This window comes from Streptosporangium lutulentum (assembly GCF_030811455.1).
GTDB classification, from domain to species: Bacteria; Actinomycetota; Actinomycetes; order Streptosporangiales; family Streptosporangiaceae; genus Streptosporangium; species Streptosporangium lutulentum.
The window spans coordinates 5,763,276-5,783,310 of the sequence record NZ_JAUSQU010000001.1; the positions used below are offsets into that span (position 1 = coordinate 5,763,276).

Genomic DNA, 20,035 nt, shown 5'->3' on the forward strand with positions numbered 1-20,035 from the left:
CGGCGGTGCGCCAGCCCATGAACGGCCGACGACAACGCTTCAGTCTGCCATATCTTCACGGCTGACTGGAAATCAACCCCCCAAAGAGCGACGGCGAATCCGCCCGGGGGAAGCGGGGCCGGAGGGACCGGGCCACCGATCGGGCGATCGGCTCCGGAGCACTCCGTGATCATCGGACGGGCAGGTCAGGTGGGCAGTCCGAGCTCGGCCAGGATCTGCCGATCGTGCTTGTCCAGGCTTTCCGGATCAAGCGCGGCCAGCAGTTCGGGACGGTTCTTGGCCGTACGGCGGAGCGCCTCGTCCCGCCGCCAGCGGGCGATCTTGCCGTGGTGCCCGGAAAGCAGGATCTCGGGGACCTCGTGCCCCCGCCACTCCGGCGGCTTGGTGTAGACCGGGCCTTCGAGGAGGTTCTCCATCGCCCCCGGCGCGAACGAGTCGTCCACGGCCGAGCGGACGTTGCCGAGCACCCCGGGCAGCAGCCGCCCGACCGCCTCGATCATCACCAGCACCGCCACCTCGCCGCCGGCGAGCACGTAGTCACCGATGCCGACCTCGTCCACCCGCATGCGCGAGCCGTACTCGGCCATGACCCTGGAGTCGATGCCCTCGTAGCGGGCGGGGGTGAACAGCAGCCACGGCTCCGAGGCGTACTCCATCGCGAGCCTCTGGGTGAAGGGCACCCCGCTGGGGGTCGGCACGACGATCCTGGGCTGGACGGCCGGGTCGGTGGCGAGGACCGCGTCGATGGCCTCGCCCCACGGTTCGGGCTTCATGACCATGCCCGGACCGCCGCCGTAGGGAGTGTCGTCGACGGTGCGGTGCACGTCGTGGGCGCGGTCGCGGAGCTGGTGGAGGTGGACGTCGAGGATGCCGCGCTCACGGGCCTTGCCGATGAGGGAGACATCGAGCGGGGCGAAGTACTCGGGGAAGATCGAGATGATGTCGACACGCATGTCAGACGATCGCATCCGGATCGAGCAGCCCGGCGGGCCCGTCCACGACGAGGATGCCCTTGTCGAGGTCGACGATCGGAACCAGCGCCTTGACGAAAGGCACGTAGACGTCGGTCTTGCCACGCCGTACGACGAGCAGGTCCTGGCCCTGGTGAAGCACGTCGGACACCTCTCCGACCCGCTCGCCGTCAGGTGTGAGCACGGCGAGGCCGATGAGCTGGTGGTCGTGGAACTCGTCGGGGTCCTCGGACGGCGGGATGTCGGCGGAATCGATGACGAGCATGGTGCCGCGGAGCTCCTCGGCACGGTTGCGGTCGTTCACGCCCTCGAATCTGACCAGCAGGGTTCCGGAGTGCCAGCGCAGGGATTCGATGAGCAGCGGACCGGCGGACGCCGGGTCGGTCGCGACGGCCGCTCCGGCGACGAAACGCTTTTCGGGCTCGTCCGTGCGCACTTCCACGGACACGTCGCCGCGGAGTCCGTGCGGGCGGCCTATCCGTCCTACGACAAGCTGCACGCCCGCCTCCTCAAAAATTCGTGTGACGTGAAAAACGCTCGTGTGGCGTGAAAAAAGAAGACGAAAAGCAGACGGGTCACCCACGCTGGGTGGGTGACCCGTTCGCTTGTGGATCTCGTGTCGGCTAGCGGGCCTCGTTCAGATCGAGAAGATCGACCCGAACGTACTTACCGTCCCCCAAAGCGTTCACGACGGTGCGGAGCGCCTTGGCCGTACGGCCGCCACGGCCGATGACCTTGCCGAGGTCCTCGGGGTGGACCCGGACCTCAAGCACACGCCCGCTGCGAATGCGGCGACCGTGAACCTGGACCTCGTCGGGATGCTCGACGATGCCCTTCACCAGGTGCTCGAGGGCCTCCTCGAGCACCTCAGGCCTCGCCTTCCGGCTTCTCCTCCGCGGCCGGCTTCTCCTCGGCGACCGCGACGGGCTCTGCGGGGGCCTCGGCGGCGGGCTCGTCGGCCTTCGCGGCCGCCTTACGAGTGGTCTTCTTCGGCGTGGTGGCGGCCTCCAGGGAGAGCGCCTCCTTGGCCGCGGACTCGTAGACGGCGTGACGGTCGGCCTTGGGCTCGGCGACCAGGAGCGGAGCCGGAGCGGGCTCGCCCTTGAACTTCTGCCAGTCACCGGTGAGCTTGAGGAGCTTCAGCACCGGCTCGGTCGGCTGCGCGCCGACACCCAGCCAGTAAGCCGCCCGCTCGGAGTTGACCTCGATGCGAGAGGGGTTCTCCTTCGGGTGGTACAGGCCGATCTCCTCGATCGCCCGGCCGTCACGCTTGGTGCGGCTGTCGGCGATGACGATGCGGTACTGCGGGTTGCGGATCATGCCGAGCCGCTTGAGCTTGATCTTGACTGCCACTGGTGTGGTCTCTCCTGCATTAGAGCGTGGGTGAACGGCATCTCGTCGAGTGGGGCACGAAGAAAGGACCGCTCAAGGGACAGGCATGTCACGCGGGGGTGAGAGGGCACCCACGTGTCACGATGTTCCAACATGCCATTGTGCCAGACGCACGGCAGTGCCCGGCCAATCAACCACCATCTCGTACGGCTGGCAGAGGGTAAATCTCGGTAATTCGCGTGTGTCCGACGCGCGGGGCGGCTCGATCTGCTGCGTTGAATGACCGCCGTGGCAACCACCCTGAGACCTCTGCTGCTGACCGCGACCGGATCCATCGCCGTACTGGGCGCGGTGCTCGCCATCAGGGCGACTCCGGCGGACTTCACCGGCATGATCCCCGCCTCGACCACGTGCGCCGGCGTCACCTGCGGCGCCCCGGCCTCGCCCGCTCCGCTCCCGGCCGCGTCCCCGGCCGTGACCTCGCCCCCGCCTCCGGCCCCTTCCCCCGCGCCGGGTCCGGCTCTCGCCCCGCTGCCGGCGCCCACGCCCGTGTCCACTCCTCCGGCCGATCCCGGCCCCGCGACGCGGACGGGGGCCTCGAAACCGATGACGGAGGTCTGACGACGAAGGCGGGGACGGCGGTTTCCCGCCGTCCCCGCCTTCCCGCATCGCGCCCACGGACCGGATCACCCCGCCCGGGCCGCTACGACGGCCGGACGGCGCGCACCGATCACCACGGCGGCCGGACGGCCCTCGCCGACCGGCTGGGCCGACCCGCCCGAGGCCCGTCCGGGACCGCCTACTCGGGCCGCACGCCGAGCAGCTCCAGAGTCGCCACGGCGATGAAACCCAGCATGATGATCACCCAGATCCACCGGGCCCGCCCGTGAAACCCCTTATCGCTCATTTCTGCCCGGGGAGCTTGAACTTCGAGGGGTCGAAGCCCGGCGGCAACTCCAGGCCCGGCGGGGTCTTCTTACCGCCCAGGTTGCCGAGAAGACCGCCCGCGCCCGGGGCGGCCGGGGTGCCGGCCGTGTCGGAGCCGCCCTTGGGAAGCCCCGCCTTGCGCGGGTCACCACTGACCCGGCGCCCCTTGGCCGCCTTCTTCTGCGCGGCCTTGCCTGCCTTGCGGCTCCCCGGCATGCCCGGGATGCCCATCCCGCCCGCCATGCGCTTCATCATCTTCTGCGCGTCGAAGAAACGGGTGACCAGGCCGCTCACCTCGGTCACGGTCACGCCGGAACCCTTGGCGATACGGGCCCTGCGAGAGCCGTCGATCATCTTCGGGTTCTGACGCTCGCCGGGGGTCATCGAGCGGATGATGGCGGCCACACGGTCCAGGTCACGGTCGTCGACCTGGTTGAGCTGGTCTCGCATCTGGCCCATGCCGGGCATCATGCCGAGCAGGTTCTTGATGGGCCCCATCTTCTGGACCATCATCATCTGCTCGAGGAAGTCCTCAAGGGTGAAGCCCTCGCCCGAGGTGAGCTTGCCCGCCATCTTGGCGGCCTCGGCCTCGTCGAAGGTCTTCTGCGCCTGCTCGATCAGGGTGAGGATGTCACCCATGTCGAGGATGCGGGAGGCCATCCGGTCCGGGTGGAAGGCGTCGAAGTCTTCGAGCTTCTCTCCGGTGGACGCGAAGATGATCGGCTTGCCGGTGATGTGGCGGACCGACAGGGCGGCGCCGCCCCGGGCGTCGCCGTCGAGCTTGGTGAGCACGACACCGTCGAAGCCGACGCCCTCCATGAAGGCCTGGGCCGTGGAGACGGCGTCCTGACCGATCATGGCGTCGACGACGAACAGGACCTCGTCGGGCGTGACCGCGTCGCGGATGTCGGCGGCCTGCCTCATCAGCTCCTGGTCGATGCCCAGCCGGCCGGCGGTGTCGATGATGACGATGTCGTGCTGCTGCCGCTTGGCGTGGTCGATCGACTGGCGGGCCACGGCGACCGGGTCGCCGACGCCGTTGCCGGGCTCGGGCGCGTAGACCGCGACGCCCGCGCGCTCGGCCACGACCGAGAGCTGCTGGACCGCGTTGGGGCGCTGGAGGTCGGCGGCGACCAGCAGCGGGGTGTGGTTCTGCTCGCGCAGCCAGAAGGCGAGCTTGCCCGCCAGCGTGGTCTTACCGGCGCCCTGAAGGCCCGCGAGCATGATGACGGTCGGCGGGTTCTTCGCGTAGCGAAGCCGCCGGGTCTCCCCGCCGAGGATCTCGACAAGCTCGTCATTGACGATCTTGACGACTTGCTGCGCCGGGTTCAGGGCCTGGGAGACCTCGACGCCCCGAGCGCGCTCCTTGACCTGGGCGACGAACGTCTTGACCACGGGCAACGCGACGTCGGCCTCGAGCAGCGCGATGCGGATCTCGCGGCAGGTGGCATCGATGTCGGCCTCGGACAGCCGACCCTTGGAACGGAGGGAGGAGAAGACCGATGTCAGCCGGTCGGAAAGTGTCTCGAACACGTGATTAGGCCAGCCTCTGCGCTACAGGTCTGCGACTCGACCTCCCAGCCTATCTTGTCGGGAGGTGCGACTGACGCCTCGACGCCTAGCGACCCCAGCCGGGAACGGCCATCCGCATGGTGAGCGCGTGTTCCACCAACGTGATGAGCGTGGCCTTCACCGCGTCGCGCGAGCGCGCGTCGGTTCGGGCGATGGGGATGTGCGGCGCCAGCGTCAGCGCCTCACGCACCTCCTCCTCACCATGCAGGTAGGACCCGTCCCATCCGTTGACCGCGACCAGGAAGGGAAGCTTGGCCTCCTCGAAGTAGTCGATCGCCGGGAAGCTGTCGGCCAGCCGCCGGGTGTCGACCAGGACGATGGCCCCGATCGCCCCGCGGACCAGGTCGTCCCACATGAACCAGAACCGGTGCTGACCCGGCGTACCGAACAGGTACAGGATCAGGTCCCGGTCCAGCGAGACGCGGCCGAAGTCCATCGCGACCGTGGTGGTGGTCTTGTTGGGGGTGAGGCCGAGATCGTCGATGCCGGCGCTGGCGTCGGTCATCACCGCCTCCGTGGTCAGCGGCACGATCTCCGACACCGCCCCCACGAACGTGGTCTTGCCCACGCCGAATCCGCCCGCGACGACGATCTTCGTCGATGTCAGGCCACCGCCGCGACTAGAGTCTGCGAAGTCCACTGAGCACCCTTTCCAGCAGGTTGAGATCCGGCTTGCCCGCGTCCAGCTGCGGCTGGTGCAGCTGAACCAGACCCTCGGCCGCCATGTCCGCGACCAGGATCCGGGTCACGCCGAGCGGGATGCGGAGCATCGCGGAGATCTCAGCGACCGAACGCACTTGCCGGCACAAGGCGCTGATCGCCTGGAACTCCGGAGTGCGGGTGGATAGATCTTGATGTACAGACGTCGCCGAGGAGACCAGGGCCTCCAGGGCGAGCTGGGTCCGGGGGGCGGTCCGCCCCCCGGTCACGGCATACGGCCGGACGAGGGAGCTCTGCTCCCCCGGTGCCGGCTGCATGAGATGCGACGGACCACCCTGCTGACGGTAGGGGTCGTCCGCTGACGGATAAGGACCGCCCTGTTGACGGTAGGGGTCCTCCGGTGGCTGGTAGGAGCCACCCTGCTGACGGTAAGAGTCGTCCGCCGGCTGGTAAGGACCGCCCTGCTGTCGGTAGGGGTCCTCCGGTGGCTGGTAGGAGCCACCCTGCTGACGGTAAGGATCTTCTGTCGCCTGATAGGGCGACCCGCTCAACGGGTCACCCTCACCGGTCCAACCGCGGCCTGCCACAGCAGCCTCCTAGCGTCATCGCCATCAGCGAGGGTGAGAAGACTGAAGCTCGGCACGGACGGCCGGCGTCAGAACCTGACCGGCTCGCTCGACGAGCAGCGTCATCTGGTAGGCCACCAGGCCCATGTCGCAGTCGGCGGCGGCCAGTACGGCGAGGCAGGAACCATCACTGATCGACATGATGAGGAGCAGCCCTCGCTGCATCTCCACCACGGTCTGGGTGACCGCTCCGCCCTCGAAGACCCGAGAGGCGCCCTGGGTCAGGCTGATCAGACCGGCCGCCACCGCGGCCAGCTGGTCGGCCCGGTCCCTGGGGAACCCGTCGGAATACGCCAACGGCAGACCGTCCGCCGACACCACAACCGTGTGTGCCACGCCTGGGACGTTGCTCACAAAATCGGTGATCAGCCAATTGACCCCCCGGGCGGCCTGGCTCATTTCGCGCACGTGTCATCCTCCTTGGCGACCATGATGAGCTCACTCACCGGTCCTCCTAGTTTCCTTCAACGTTTCGGCCGAAATCGGGATACGGCTGACCGTCGCCTGCTTCGCCTCTGGCCGCCGCGCGACCCTGCCGCACTCCCTGCTGGAAGCTCGCCAGCCGGTTGCGCACCGCCTCCGGAGAGACGACGGGCCGGGGCATGGGGGGCTGGGAGGCCGCGCTCAGGTCGGGAGCGGCCGTTCCGGGCACCAGGTTCGCCTTGGGCACCCGCTTGGGCAGCCCGGAACCGGTGACCCCGCCAAGTGAGGGCTCGCTGGCGGCCTGAGCCGCCTGCCAGCCCACGTCCGCCGGCGACGACCAGGATTCCGGCGCCGAGGCGGGCTGCTGTTGCCGTTGCTGGGGCAGCGGCTGGGGCCGGGTGGTCTCCTTGACGACCTCGGGCGGCTCCTGGACGGGGGCGACGGGCTCGACCTTCTTGAACCAGTCGGACTCGACCGCGGCGAAGATCGGCAGGAACTCCTCCCGCGCCTCCTCCATGGGGGAGGCGTCGGGGACCACCGGCAACGGGCCGGTGCTGTCCGCGCCCTCGAACCCGCGCCGCTCGAACATTCCCGAGTTGCCCGTGGACGGCCATCCCGTGGAGTCGCCGCCGCGCATCGAGGTGCTCGACCATCCCGCGGAGTCGCCGCCGTTCGTCGACGTGCTGGACCAGACATCGGAGTCGGCCCCGCGGACGGGTGTGTTCAGCGCGTTCGACGTCTGGGACCAGATCCCGGAGTCGCCGCCGCGCATCGGGTCGTTCGGCCACGGTCCGGGCTCCGCCTGGGAGGCGTTCGCCCAGCTGGGGGTGCCACTCGGCGGCCCCTGGGGCGACCGGGGGCCGCCGAGCGGCGCCTGGCCGTACTGGCCGCTCTCGAAGGAGGGCCGCGCCGCCTCGAAGGAGTTGAACTGCTGCTGTCCTCCGATGTCGAAGGAGCGCTGAGCCGCCTCGAACGAGGCGAAGGCCTGCTGGGCGGGGTCGAGCGAGGTGGGGCTGGCCATCACCGGCGACCGGTCCATCGATGCCATGGACCCGCCCCAGTCACCGCTCTGCATTCCGGGACCACCCGGAATCTGCCGGTTCGCGGGAGCGGAGAGCATGTTCTCGGGGAGCTGGACCATGGCGGTCAGACCGCCGCCGTCCTGCTGCCTGAGCTGCACGCGGATACCGTGGCGCAGGGCGAGCCGGCCGACCACGAACAGTCCCATCCGGCGGGACACCGAAACGTCCACCACCGGGGGGTTGGCCAGTCGCCAGTTCGCCTGCGCGAGCTCTTCGGCGGTCACGCCGATGCCGAGGTCGCTGACCGAGATCATCACGCCGCCGCCGTCGATGCGGTTGCTGGACACGATGACCTTGGTCTCCCTGGGGGAGAAGGAGATCGCGTTCTCCACGAGCTCCGCGATCAGGTGGACGACGTCGTTGACGGACGTGCCGACCACGGACACACCGGTGGAGAGCTGCAGGTTCACCCGCTCGTAGTTCTCGACCTCGGAGAGCGAGGCGCGTACCACGTCGATCAGCGGGATCGGCTGGCTCCAGCGGCGCGCGGGTTCCTGCCCGGCGAGGACCAGGAGGTTCTCACTGTTGCGGCGCATGCGGGTGGCCAGGTGGTCAAGGCGGAACAGGCTGCCCAGACGGGCCTCGTCCTGCTCGCCCTGCTCCAGGCTCTCGATCAGTGAGAGCTGGCGCTCGACCAGGGTCTGGCTTCGCCGGGAGAGGTTGACGAACATCGCGTTGACGTTGCTCCGCAGCGTGGCCTCCTGACCGGCCAGCCGGATGGCTTCGCGGTGGACCTCGTCGAAGGCCCGGGCCACTTCACCGATCTCGTCGTCGGAGGCCACCCCGATCGGGGCGATCTCCAGAGGAGCGGCGTTCTCCCCGCCCTCACGCAGCTTCTGCACGGTCTCCGGGAGCCGGCGACCGGCGATCGACAGAGCCTCGGTGCGCAGCGTGCGCAGCGGCCGGACCAGCGACTGGGCCATCAGGACGGTGATCGCGAGAACGAGGAGCAGCAGGATCGTGACGACGGCCCCGCCGATCAGCGCGCTGTTCTGCTCCGCCTCCTGGAGTTCCTTGGTCCGGACGCGGATCGAGTCGCCGATGCTCTTCTGGACGTCGCGCATGTTCTCGATGACGTCGCTGGTGGAGCTGAACCACCTGTCGCCCTGCGACCGGGGAAGCAGGGAGACGGCGACGGTGCCCGGCACCGGTCTCACGGTCGGGGCGAGCAGCGCGCGGATGCGGAGCTGCTCGGCCTGGTCCTTCTTCGGACCGCTCACCGTGTCGTCGTAGGCCTGGCGCTGGGCGACCGAGGCCTCGGCCCGGAAGGTGACGAGCTCGCTGTCGCGCTGTGCGCGGGCGGAGACGAAGACGTCGAAGGTCTCGCCGACGAAGTTCTGGGAGGCGATGATGACCGAGAGGGCGGCGCGCTCGCGAGAGGCCTGCTCCTTCGCCCGGGTCAGCGCGGCGAACGCGGAGACGCTGCTGGTGAGGGTCTCGTCGTTGGTGACGCCCTGGCCGATCTCGTTGTGGAGCGCGTGCAGGTCCAGGATCGCCCGCGAGTACATGTCCAGGGCGGGCTGGGCCAGCATCTGGGTGTTCGCGACGACCTGGCGCATGCTGGTGAGCTCCGTCAGGCGGCTGCGCACCTGGGCGATCTCCTGCTGGATGCGCTGCCCGCCCGAGCTGCCCTGGCTGATCAGCTCGACCGCGTCGACCCTGGCCCGGACCTCTTCGGCGGCCTTGTTGACGATCGTCTGCTGGTTCCTCATCGCGGTGCGCGTGCGGCGGCCCTCGGCGATGTAGCGCACGGAGAGGTCGCGTTCCAGTGCCAGCTCGTGAGTGAGGCTGCTCAGGTAGATGGCGAAGTCGGCGATCTCCCCCGCGCGCTCGTAGTCGGCGGCGCTGGAAACCGAGGACACGACCCGGAGACCGCCGAGGACGACTCCCGCGAGGGTCGGGATGAGCACGAGTGCGACCAGCCTGGATCGCACCCGCCAGTTGCGCAGCGCGAACCTGCTGCCACGCCGCCTCTCGGGGGCCTTGCGCTCCGTGGCCCCGTCCTCGTCCTGCTCTCTGGACGCCTCGGGCGTCGTCAGAGCCTGGTCGATGCCGGAGACTTCACGCGGTGATGCTGTCCTCATAGATATCCGCTGCCTCTCATCGGGCGGCCGGGTACGGAGAGGATCACGTCAAACACCTGAGGGGCGTGAGACACCGACGTGTCCATGGGGCGAGGGTTATTGGAGCACAGCTCCCTGAATTCGGCCAATGCCCCTAAGTACCTCAAATCGGACTTTTCATCCATATTTGCCTAATTCCCTCATCAACGGCTCCCCGGTCCCTGCGACGCTCAAACGACGAATTATCACCGTTACGTCTGATATGCGACATTCCATGAAGAACGGTCGTTGAGAGCCTTTATGTCCATATCGGTGGTCCGCTGCTGGGCAGCGGCCATATCCGCCAGTTCCTTCGGTGTGAGCACGTCCGCGATGTCGTCGAAACCCTCGGGCGCCCGCTCGGCGACCAACGCGATGGTCTCCTCCATGGGCAGCTCACGATGGGTGAGCACGAGCTCTGTGGTGACGGTCCTGCGCTCCTGCTCGTACGCGGCCAGTCCCGCGGCCGGATCGGCCGCGCCGGCCAGTTCCCTGGCCAGGACGCGGGCGTCCAGTACGGCCTGCGAGCCGCCGTTGGCGCCCACCGGATACATCGGGTGGGCGGCGTCTCCCAGCAGGGTGACCCGGCCCGTCCCCCACCAGGGGAGCGGGTCCTTGTCCACCATGGGGTACTCCAGGATCCGTTCCGAATCCGAGATGAGCGCGGGCACGTCCAGGTAGGGCACCCGCCAGTCGTGGAAGTGCGGAAGCACGTCCTCCAGGCGGCCGGGTCTGGACCAGTCGGCCGCCGGGACGGGGCCGGGTTCGGCGATCGCCACCTCGGCCACCCAGTTGATCAGTGATCGTCCCCGGGAGCGGGCCTCCGCCGAGATGGGGTAGACCACGAACTTGACCGTCCGGTTGGAACCCGCGACGAGCAGCGTGGCGCCGTCGAGAAAGGGGTCGCCCTCGGCCATTCCCCGCCACATCCGGATCCCGTTCCACATCAGCGGCCCGTCGCCGGGATGCAGCCGGGCGCGCACGGTCGAGTGGATGCCGTCCGCACCCACGAGGACGTCGGCCGTCTCCTTCAGGTGCTCGCCGGTCCGCACGTCGCGCAGCGCCACCGTGACCCCCGCGGTCCCGGTCTCGTCCTGCTCGAAGTCCTCCAGCGACACCCCGGTCCTGACGGCCCCGGCGCCGAGCCGCTCACGCACCGCGGCCAGAAGCAGCATCTGCAACTCGCCGCGGTGGATGGAGTACTGGGGCCATCGGTATCCCGCGAACCTTCCGCGCGGCAGCGACAGGATCGCCCCGCCGAACCTGTCCGCGTAGGTCTGGTAGGTCGTCGGGACGCCGATCTTCGCGAGCTCGTCCCCCAGGCCGAGCTCGGTCAGCTCCCTGACGGCGTGGGGCTGAAGGTTGATGCCCACCCCGAGAGGGCGCAGCTCGACGGCCGACTCCACGATCAGGCAGTCGACACCGGCGGCGTGAAGGCTCAGTGCGGTGGTGAGCCCTCCGATGCCGCCGCCGACGATCAGTACTCGCATGGCTTCCTCGTCCGCCGGGAGCTCATGTCACCCCCCGCGCGCTCAGGTGCCACCTGAGTGCCCGCTTCTCCACCGCCACGAAGACGGCGTTGAGCAGGTATCCCAGCACACCCAGAATCACGATGCCCGCCCACATCTCGGTCAGCTCGAAGCTGCGCTGGGCGCCGATGAGCAGCGAGCCGATGCCCACGGTGCTCCCGATGAGCTCGGACAGGATCATCAGGATCAGGGCGAGGCCCAGGCTGATCCGGAGACCTGCCACGATCTTGGGGGCCGCGCCGGGGATGACAACCCAGAAAAGTCTCCGGGCCCCCCGCACGCCGAAGACCTCGGCGCTGTCCAGGTGGAGCTGCTCCACCGTGCGGACGCCGTCGATGGTGTTGAGCAGCACCGGCCAGATGACTCCGGAGACGATGGTCGCCACCTGCATGGGCGTCCCGAGCTGGAACGCCGCGATGTAGAAGGAGATCAGGGTGGGCGGCGGTACGGCCCGCCCAAAGTGGATCATCGGCTCGATGTAGTCGGCCAGCTTGCGGGACAGGCCGAGCGCGACGCCGATGGCGACCCCCGCGACGCAGGCGAGTATCCAGCCGCCGAAGAGGTTGTACAGGCTGTGCCCGAAGTCGTCCAGCGCGTCCTGCGTGAGGAACAATTGGCTCGCCGGGCCGGAGAACCACAGCTCGTACATCGTGACGACGATCTCCGACGGCGGCGGGAAGTAGCTCTCCTGGATGATCCGGGTGGCCACCTCCCAGGCCGCGATCAGCACGATCACGAGCCAGAACCGGGACACCGCTCCCATGAGAAAGCCGCGCGCCGCCGTACCGGCCCGGCTCGCCGGGCGGTCCTGCCGGCCGGGGACGGGGGGCTTCGCCGTCTCGACCCGGCTCATCGTGCCGTCCTCTCGGTGCGGGCGAAGTGCCAGCGGAAGGCGCCGCGCTCCACCCGGACCAGCAGCGCGTTGACGATAAGGCCGAGCACTCCCGCCCAGACCGCGCCGGCCAGCATCACATCGGTGTTGCCTCCGGAGCTGCCGGCGTTGATGAGGAAGACGCCGAGGCCGCCCGTGCCGCCGCTCAGCAGTTCGGCGCTCACGACGACGACCAGCCCGATGCCCGCGGCGACGCGCACCCCGGTCGCCACGAACGGCGCCGCGCTGGGGAGCGAGACCCGCCAGAGCACGGCCAGGGGGCCGAATCCGAAGCTGCGCATCGCGTCCTTCGCCACGGGATCCACGTCTTGGAGTGCGTAAAGCATGTTGAGCAGGATGGGCCAGGACGCCGCGTAGAGGATCAGGGAGATCTTCATCTCGGTATCCGACCCGAACAGCAGGATCGCCAGCGGGATCAGCGCCACCGAGGGGATCGGGCGGAGGAACTCCACCACGATCCGGCTCGGTGTGCTGAGCCACGGGACGGATCCGAGCACCACGCCGACGACGACCGCCACGACGACGGCCAGGGCCAATCCGACAAGCCAGGCAAGGACCGTGTCCGCCACGCCGGCGAGGAACACGGGGTCCCCCGCCAGCGTGACGGATCGGAGCAGCACGACGGAGATCGGCGGAATGACCTCCGAGTCGATGATCCCGAGCCGGATGACCACCTCCGCCAAGGCCAGCACCGCGCAGGCTCCGATCACCCCTCGGATGACACGGGTTCTGTTCATTTGCCGGACGGGGCGGCGATGAGGTCCTGCACGTTGAGCGTCTCGGTGAGGAGGCCGTACTCGTGCATGGTGTCGGCGACCCGCTGGAGCCTGGTGGCGTTCAGCGTGGTGGGGAAGCCGCCGATGGCGAGGCTCGCGGCCGCCTCAGGCTTGATGGTGGTGTACTTCGGAATGATCGCGACCACGGTCGCCCGGTCGGCCGCCAGCTCCATGGCCTTGGTCATCGCCCTCTGGAACGCCGCCACGGTGTTGGGGTTCGCCTTGACGAACTCCGAGGTCGCCGCGTAGCCGGCGATCGGGAAGTCCGCGGTCGGGCCCTGGGAGGTGTCCCAGACGACCCGGGCGCCGATGTTCTGACCGATGAAGGTACCGAACGGCTCCACCGGCTGGATGGCGTCGGCCGTGCCGGCCTTCAGCACGCCCTCCATCTCCGGGAAGGGGAACTCCACGAAGTTCTTGTCCTCGTCGAGGTCGAAGTTGTTCGCCTTGGCGGCGACGCGGATCAGCAGCGTGGAGATGTTGCGCTTGGTGTTGACCGCGATGGTCTTGCCCTTGAGGTCCGCCACGGTCTGGATCGGGCTGTCCTTGGCGACCATGATCGTGTGCGTCTTGGGCGCGCTCTGGAAACCGTCAGAGACGATCTTCAGGTCGAGGGCGCCCTTGGCCGCGGCGCTGAAGAAGGAGACGTAGTTACCGAAGCTGACGTCCAGGTCGCCGCCCTTGAGCTTCGGGATCGCCTCCGCGCCACCGGCGAGGGTGGTCAGCTTGACGTCGAGGCCCTCGGCCTTGAACAGGCCCTTCTCCACCGCGATCTGCAGCGGGGCCGTGTCGACGACCGGGATCGTGCCGATGTTGATTGTGGTCTTCTCGAGGGTGCTCCCACCGGCGGACGCCTTGGTGGTGGTCTCCTCCGCGCCGCCGCATCCGGTGACCGCGATAAGTGACAGCGCCAGGATTCCGACGATGGACGAACGTAATTTCATGGATCCTCCAGGACCGCACAGCAAGAGAAGACCGCACAGCATGAAGAAACGATCTTCGGAAAGAGAATGGCAGGATCGTAGCGCACATACATGTCTATGAAATGACTTCTACCACTCTGGCATCAAATTTCCGATTTAGAACATTTGTCTTGATTGACGACAAAAAGGCATAAATCGGACATAGCATGACTACACACTTGACCTCCGCTAGAGTCCCCGCACATGCTCCAGCGAATCGCGCCCTAGGAATCACCTTGCTTGAGATCGCCAACCTCACCCACACCTACGGCAGTGGAGAGAAAGCGCACCGAGCCATCGACGGGCTCGAACTGAGCGTCGCAGAGGGCGAGCTTCTCTGCATTGTCGGCCCCTCAGGCTGCGGAAAGTCCACTCTGCTGCGCTCCATCGCCGGCCTCATCAAGCCGACCGGCGGCAAGATCGAAGTAGGCGGAGTCACGGTCCGGCAGACGCCCGACAACCTCGCCGTCGTCTTCCAGGACTACAGCCGTTCGCTGTTCCCCTGGATGTCGGTGGCCGACAACGTCGCCATGCCGCTGCGCCGTCGGAACATGGACCGCACGCAGCGCATGAAAGTCGCCCAGGAGGCATTGGAGCAGGTCGGCCTGCCCTCCGCCTCGGGAAAATATCCCTTCGAGCTGTCCGGCGGCATGCAGCAGCGCGTGGCGATCGCCCGGGCTCTGGCCTACCGTCCGGCCCTGATGCTGATGGACGAGCCGTTCGGTTCCGTCGACGCCCAGACCAGGGAGGACCTGGAGGATCTCGTCCTGCAGGTCAGGCGGAGTCACCAGATGACCATCGTCCTGATCACCCACGACATCGACGAGAGCGTCTACGTCGGAGACCGCGTCGTGGTGCTGTCCAAGGCGCCCTCGCGAGTCGTCGGCGACCTGCGCGTGGACCTCCCAGGTCCCCGTAACCAGATCTCCACCAGGGAGAACCCGGAGTTCGTCCGCCTGCGCGCCGAGGTCGGCCGCCTGGTCAGGGGAGTCCAGCCGGCTCCCGTGCTGTAGTCGCCTGAATTCCGACTCAGCCGGCGGCGGGCACGTATTTCCCCGAAAGCCCAGCTCACACCGTGTGCGATCGCTTCACGGACAATTTCATTGATGACGCGTTCAAAGCATGCCCACCGGTTTTACGAGGTGGGCATGCTTTCGGCTGTCACCATTGATCCCGGCCCCGCCGCCCTACGCTCCCCCTCGATCACGGCTGTTCGGCGACGAGCCGCTCGATCGTATACATCGGGGGAATCCCATCGATACGGCGGAAAATCGAATACAGCTATGAAGATCTTTATGAGAAAGATCTTCATGAGAAATAGGCTTCGCGTTCGAAACGAATTCAAATCGTCATCGAATTTTCACACCGCCGGGTCTCGGCGAGAGTGGCGGATCGGGTTTCCGTACGGCGACGCGCCGGGGGTGTGACCGCCCGTCCGGGCCTGCCACCGCTCGGCCGGACCGGGGTCCGCGCCCGCCGGCGACCGTCTTCCCTCCGCGGTGTACGGGGCTCGCGGCGTATGAGACTCGCGGCGTATGAGACTCGCGGTGTACGGGGCTCGCGGTGTACGGGGCTCGCGGCATATGAGGCTCGCGGGGCTCGCGGCGTGGGGGCCCACCGGCCGGTGTGAGGACCGCGGCGATGGGCCCACCGGTCACGGAGACCACGGTGTGGGGCCCGCCGTGGATCGGCGGGACCCAACACCGTGGGTTCAGACTCTGAGGGTGAGGACGTGCTCGACCAAGGTGATCAAGGTCGATTTCACCGCGTCGCGGGACCGGGCGTCGGTCCGTACGACAGGGATGTGCGAGGGGATCGTCAGGGCCTCCCGCACCTCCTCCTCACCGTGGGCGTGTGAGCCTCCGAAGCCGTTCAGGGCCACCACGAAAGGCAGCCCGGCCTCCTCGAAGTAGTCGATCGCCGGGAAGCTGTCGGCCAGCCGCCTGGTGTCGACGAGCACGATCGCGCCGATCGCGCCCTTCACAAGGTCGTCCCACATGAACCAGAACCGGTGCTGACCCGGCGTACCGAACAGGTACAGAATCAGATCGCGGTCCAGCGAAACCCGGCCGAAGTCCATGGCGACCGTGGTGGTCCGCTTGGTCGGAATGTGCGAGAGGTCGTCGACTCCCGCACTCGCCTCTGTCATCACCGCTTCCGTGGTCAGCGGCATGATCTCGGAGACCGCACCAACGAAGGTCGTCTTGCCGACACCGAACCCGCCGGCAACAACGATCTTCGTCGATGTCAATCCGGCGTCAGAGCCTGCGAAGCCCACTGAGCACCCTTTCAAGCAAGTTGAGATCCGGCTTTCCAGCATCCAGTTGCGGCTGGTGGAGCTGCACCAGGCCCTCGGCCGCCATATCCGCGATCAGTACACGAGTCACACCTAACGGCATGCGCAACAGTGCCGACAACTCGGCGACCGAACGCACCTGCCGTGACAACGAAATGATCGCCTGGTATTCCGTGGAGAGCGTGGACAGGTCCACGTTCGCCAACGTCGCCGAGGAAACCAGCGCCTCAAGAGCAAGCTGCATCCGGGGGGCGGTCCTTCCCCCGGTCACAGCGTACGGGCGAATCAAACGATCTCGCCCACTCTTGGCCTGAGACGTGTTGGGGGAGGCTTCCCCCGGTCCACGCCAACCCGGTGCGTCCATATCACCCCCCTATCGCTGAACCGACTGCAGCTCTGCGCGGAGCGCAGGCGTGAGCGCCTGGCCCGCACGTTCCGCCAACAGAGTCATCTGGTAGGCCACAAGGCCCATGTCACAGTCCGGCGAGGCCAGTACGGCCAGCGCGGAACCATCGCTGATCGACATGGTCAGCAGAAGACCTCGCTGCATCTCGATGACCGTCTGCGCCACAGGGCCGCCCTCGAAGACCCGGGAGGCTCCCTGGGTCAGGCTGATCAGACCGGCCGTGATCGCGGCGAGCTGGTCGGCGCGATCCCTCGGGAAGCCCTGCGAGTAGGCCAGCGGAAGGCCGTCCGCGGAGACGATCACCGCGTGCGCCACCCCCGGCATCTCCTTGACGAACTCGGTGATCAGCCAGTTGAAGCCGCGGGCGGCCTGACTGAGTTGGTTGTTCACTGGTTCTCTCCCTCGACGGCATTGGACCGCTGGCTCATCTCAGCGCGGCCCTGCCGTACGCCTTGCTGGAAACTGGACAGACGACTGCGCACCCGTTCCGCGGAGATCGGCGGCATCGGGGCGGCCGGTGCCGCCGGCGCCGCGGAGGCGGCCCCGGGAACGAGGTTCGCCTTCGGCACACGCCTGGGCAGACCGGCTCCGGTCATCCCGCCCTCAGCGGGCTTCTTGGCGGCTTCGGCGGCCGCCCAGCCCTGATCCGCGGGGGTGCTCCACGGCTGCCTGCCGACGGGCGGCGCGGCGGGCCTGGACTGTGGTGTCTGCTGGGACTGCTGCGGCCTCTGTGGCAGTGGCTGAGAACCTTCCTGGGACGGAGCGACCCGATGACCTTGGAGGCCCTGAGCGCCGTTTTGAGGGGATGTGGGGGCCTGCCGATCTTCCAGACCGCGCAGCCCCTGCCGCCGGATCCGGGAATCCAGCGGCCGGGGAGCGGCCTCGGTCACGGGCTCCGCGGGCGCGGGATCGAGCGGGTCGGCTTCGGAGTCGGGTCCGACGGAGTCGCTGCTGCGGAACCAGTCGGATCCCACCGCCGCGAAGATCGGCAGGAACTCGTTCGGCTCCGCGTCCAGCGCCGACGCCTCGACCGCGGGCATGGTCTGGGTGTCCTCCGCCAGGTCCGGCCGCTGCTGCGTCCACGGATCGGGCCTGGGGATCTCGGGCCGCGAGAGCGACTGCGAGGTCGACGAGAAGGGGGAAGACCACAGGTCCTCCACCTCGGAGGCGGACACCACCGGCGCCGACCAGAGGTTGCCCGACGCCTGCGACGGAACCGCCGGCTGGGGCGGCTGTGCCCCGCGGGCCGGGGGGCTCCCGAACGGATCCGGGTGGTTCGGCGGGGCGCCGAACGAGTCGAGGTTGCCCGACGCCGCGTTGAACGAGTCGAGGTTGCCCGACGCGGAGTTGAACATGCTCGGGGTGCCCGACGCCGCGTTGAACGAGTCGAGGTTGCCCGACGCGGAGTTGAACATGCTCGGGGTGCCCGACGCCGCGTTGAACGAGTCGAGGTTGCCCGACATGGAGTTGAACATGCTCGGGGTGCTCGGCGCGGAGCCGAAGCGGCCCTGCCCGCCCGGCGCGGAGCCGAGCGAGGCCGGGTTCGCCTGGCCACCGAACGCCCCGGACGGCCCGGCCTGCCCGGCCGTCGCCGACTCGGGCTGGGCCACCACCTGCACCGGGAGAAGGACGACGGCGCTCAGACCGCCGGTCTCCGGACGCCGTAGCTGGACCCTGATGCCGTGGCGCATGGCCAGGCGGCCGACCACGAACAGGCCCATCCGGCGGGAGACCGACAGGTCCACCGCGGGAGGCTCGGCCAGACGGCGGTTGGCCTCGGCCAGCTCCTCCTCGCTCATGCCGATGCCCGAGTCCGTGACCGCCAGGATGACGGCCCCCATCTCGTTGCCGTTGCTGGTCACCGTGATCTTGGTGTCCTGCGGCGAGAAGAAGATCGCGTTCTCGACGAGCTCCGCGATCAGGTGGACGATGTCGTTGACGGCCTGGCCGATGACCATGACGCCGGACTCGACCCGGAGGGTCACCCGCTCGTAGTTCTCGACCTCCGACAGCGAGGCGCGGACGACGTCGCTGAGCGGGACCGGCTCACTCCACCGGCGGCTCTGCTCCTGACCGGCGAGGACCAGGAGGTTCTCGGAGTTACGGCGCATGCGGGTGGCCAGGTGGTCCAGCTTGAAGAGGCTGCCCAGCCGCGCGTCGTCCTGCTCGCCCTGCTCCAGGTCGTCGATGAGGTCGATCTGCCGCTCCACGAGCGACTGGGTGCGCCGGGAGAGGTTGACGAACATCGCGTTGACGTTGCTCCGCAGCCGGGCCTCGTCGCCCGCCAGCCGGATCGCCTCGCGGTGGACCTCGTCGAAGGCCCGGGCGACTTCCCCGATCTCGTCGCGGGAGGCCACTCCGATGGAGGGCACCTCGACGTGCGGAGCGAGGTCGCCGGACTCCCGCAGCACGCGGACGGTCTCGGGCAGCCGGGTGTCGGCCACCTCGAGCGCCTCGCTCCGCAGCCTGCGCAGCGGCCGGACCAGCGTGCCGGCCACCCAGGCGGTGATCAGCAGGATCAGTACCAGCAGGACCAGGATCGCGGCGCCGGAGATGAAGGCGCTGCGCTGTTCGGCGCTCTCCATCTCCTGGCTGCGGGCGACCACGGCGGCGGCGAGGCCGCGCTCGACGGTCCGCATGCCGTCCACCATCGCGGTGGAGGAGTCGTACCATTCGACGATCCCGAGCCTGGCCAGCGGTTTGTTCTCACGCATGCGAGACATGACCAGGGCACGCATGGCGTCGGCCCTGTCGACCTTCGGGCCGCTGACCGTGTCGCGGAAGCGCTTGATGTCACTGCTCGTGGCGGTCGCCTGGAAGGCGGCCAGCTCGCTCTCCTGGCTCTTGTAGGCCCCGAGGAAGTCGGCCGGGTCGTCGAAGTCGAACTTCCGCTGGATCAGGCCGACGAGCAGGATGCCCCGCTCCCTGGCGACCTGTTCCTTGGCCCGGGTCAGCGCGCCGAGCGCGAGCGCGTCACCGATGAGACGTTCGTCGCCTCCGCTGCGGCCCAGGTCGTCGTGGAGGGTGATGAAGTCGGCGATCATCCGCGAGTACATGCCCAGGGCCGCACGCGGGAGGACGTTGCTACCGGTGATCAGCTTTCGCAGGCCGGGGAGACCGTCCAGCCAGCGGCGCACCTGGGAGGTCTCGGTGAGAACGCGGGCCGTCTGGGCTTTGTCGAGGCCGCCGATGGCGGCCACGATCTGCTTACTGGTCTGGTCGACCGTCTCCTGCTGCTGCTTGACCTGCTTGAACCGGGTGGTGTTGCGATTGGTGGCGAGGTACCAGGCGGTGAGGTCGCGCTCCTCGGCCATCTCCTGGGAGAGGGTGCCGAGCTTCTCGACGAGCGAGGCCACCTCGGTCATCCTGCCGTACTCGGCGGCCGTGGACAGTGAGGCGGTGAGCTGAAGGCCGGACAGCAGGACGGCCGCCGCGGTCGGGAGCAGGATCAGCGCGACCAGACGGGGACGCACGCGCCA

Annotated in this window: 19 protein-coding genes; 2 read left to right on the top strand and 17 right to left on the bottom strand. The window is 68.3% G+C overall.

Annotation, left to right across the window (positions count from 1 at the left end; genetic code table 11):
- Positions 1-185: 185 nt before the first annotated feature.
- The 4 genes from trmD to rpsP form a co-directional block, all read right to left on the bottom strand.
- Entirely contained in the window at positions 186-953 is a 768-nt protein-coding gene (gene trmD / locus J2853_RS25625) for a tRNA (guanosine(37)-N1)-methyltransferase TrmD (RefSeq protein ID WP_307562164.1), read from the bottom strand.
- 1 nt (position 954) lies between these two features.
- Complete coding sequence (rimM, locus tag J2853_RS25630; RefSeq protein ID WP_307562166.1) at positions 955-1,470, bottom strand: ribosome maturation factor RimM; 516 nt, start codon at positions 1,468-1,470, stop codon at positions 955-957.
- 124 nt (positions 1,471-1,594) lie between these two features.
- Positions 1,595-1,837 carry an RNA-binding protein gene (locus J2853_RS25635; protein WP_089208046.1) on the bottom strand — a complete coding sequence of 81 codons (243 nt, stop codon included), beginning with the start codon at positions 1,835-1,837 and terminating at the stop codon, positions 1,595-1,597.
- Between the two features lies 1 nt (position 1,838).
- Positions 1,839-2,324, bottom strand: a complete 486-nt coding sequence (rpsP, locus tag J2853_RS25640; protein ID WP_307562169.1) for a 30S ribosomal protein S16 — start codon at positions 2,322-2,324, stop codon at positions 1,839-1,841.
- A 258-nt stretch (positions 2,325-2,582) separates the two neighbouring features.
- Between rpsP and J2853_RS25645 the strand changes: the two genes are divergently transcribed.
- Positions 2,583-2,924, top strand: coding sequence for a hypothetical protein (locus J2853_RS25645; RefSeq protein ID WP_307562171.1), 342 nt, complete (start codon positions 2,583-2,585; stop codon positions 2,922-2,924).
- A gap of 282 nt (positions 2,925-3,206) precedes the next feature.
- Here the strand turns inward: J2853_RS25645 and ffh are convergent, their stop codons facing one another.
- The 9 genes from ffh to J2853_RS25690 all read right to left on the bottom strand — a co-directional run bounded on the left by ffh (position 3,207) and on the right by J2853_RS25690 (position 13,836).
- Positions 3,207-4,763, bottom strand: a complete 1,557-nt coding sequence (gene ffh / locus J2853_RS25650; RefSeq protein ID WP_307562172.1) for a signal recognition particle protein — start codon at positions 4,761-4,763, stop codon at positions 3,207-3,209.
- 85 nt (positions 4,764-4,848) lie between these two features.
- Entirely contained in the window at positions 4,849-5,442 is a 594-nt protein-coding gene (locus J2853_RS25655; protein WP_307562174.1) for a GTP-binding protein, read from the bottom strand.
- A complete protein-coding gene (locus J2853_RS25660; RefSeq protein WP_307562176.1) occupies positions 5,423-5,779 on the bottom strand; it encodes a DUF742 domain-containing protein in 357 nt (118 codons plus the stop codon). Before J2853_RS25660 ends, J2853_RS25655 begins: the two co-directional genes overlap by 20 nt.
- Positions 5,780-6,073: 294 nt before the next feature.
- Positions 6,074-6,487 carry a roadblock/LC7 domain-containing protein gene (locus J2853_RS25665; protein WP_204359038.1) on the bottom strand — a complete coding sequence of 138 codons (414 nt, stop codon included), beginning with the start codon at positions 6,485-6,487 and terminating at the stop codon, positions 6,074-6,076.
- A 55-nt stretch (positions 6,488-6,542) separates the two neighbouring features.
- Positions 6,543-9,677, bottom strand: coding sequence for a sensor histidine kinase (locus J2853_RS25670; RefSeq protein WP_307562178.1), 3,135 nt, complete (start codon positions 9,675-9,677; stop codon positions 6,543-6,545).
- A 230-nt stretch (positions 9,678-9,907) separates the two neighbouring features.
- The gene (locus tag J2853_RS25675) at positions 9,908-11,185 is read right to left on the bottom strand and encodes a flavin-dependent oxidoreductase (RefSeq protein ID WP_307562180.1); all 1,278 of its coding nucleotides are present in this window, start codon (positions 11,183-11,185) and stop codon (positions 9,908-9,910) included.
- A 22-nt stretch (positions 11,186-11,207) separates the two neighbouring features.
- Positions 11,208-12,077 (bottom strand): ABC transporter permease, encoded by an 870-nt coding sequence (locus J2853_RS25680; RefSeq protein ID WP_307562182.1) that lies wholly within the window; start codon positions 12,075-12,077, stop codon positions 11,208-11,210.
- Positions 12,074-12,853, bottom strand: coding sequence for an ABC transporter permease (locus tag J2853_RS25685; protein WP_307562184.1), 780 nt, complete (start codon positions 12,851-12,853; stop codon positions 12,074-12,076). Before J2853_RS25685 ends, J2853_RS25680 begins: the two co-directional genes overlap by 4 nt.
- The gene (locus J2853_RS25690) at positions 12,850-13,836 is read right to left on the bottom strand and encodes an ABC transporter substrate-binding protein (RefSeq protein ID WP_307562186.1); all 987 of its coding nucleotides are present in this window, start codon (positions 13,834-13,836) and stop codon (positions 12,850-12,852) included. Before J2853_RS25690 ends, J2853_RS25685 begins: the two co-directional genes overlap by 4 nt.
- Positions 13,837-14,090: 254 nt before the next feature.
- Here J2853_RS25690 and J2853_RS25695 point away from each other — a divergent pair, with 254 nt between their 5' ends.
- A complete protein-coding gene (locus J2853_RS25695; RefSeq protein WP_307562189.1) occupies positions 14,091-14,867 on the top strand; it encodes an ABC transporter ATP-binding protein in 777 nt (258 codons plus the stop codon).
- A 698-nt stretch (positions 14,868-15,565) separates the two neighbouring features.
- Here J2853_RS25695 and J2853_RS25700 read toward each other — a convergent pair.
- Genes J2853_RS25700 through J2853_RS25715 form a run of 4 tightly spaced genes read right to left on the bottom strand, consistent with a single transcriptional unit; the run spans position 15,566 to position 20,029 of the window.
- Complete coding sequence (locus tag J2853_RS25700; RefSeq protein WP_307562191.1) at positions 15,566-16,105, bottom strand: GTP-binding protein; 540 nt, start codon at positions 16,103-16,105, stop codon at positions 15,566-15,568.
- A gap of 7 nt (positions 16,106-16,112) precedes the next feature.
- Positions 16,113-16,514, bottom strand: a complete 402-nt coding sequence (locus J2853_RS25705) for a DUF742 domain-containing protein (protein WP_307562192.1) — start codon at positions 16,512-16,514, stop codon at positions 16,113-16,115.
- A 9-nt stretch (positions 16,515-16,523) separates the two neighbouring features.
- Complete coding sequence (locus J2853_RS25710) at positions 16,524-16,946, bottom strand: roadblock/LC7 domain-containing protein (protein WP_307562194.1); 423 nt, start codon at positions 16,944-16,946, stop codon at positions 16,524-16,526.
- Complete coding sequence (locus tag J2853_RS25715) at positions 16,943-20,029, bottom strand: sensor histidine kinase (protein ID WP_307562196.1); 3,087 nt, start codon at positions 20,027-20,029, stop codon at positions 16,943-16,945. The genes J2853_RS25710 and J2853_RS25715 overlap by 4 nt, the downstream gene beginning before the upstream one ends.
- Between the last annotated feature and the right edge of the window lie 6 nt (positions 20,030-20,035).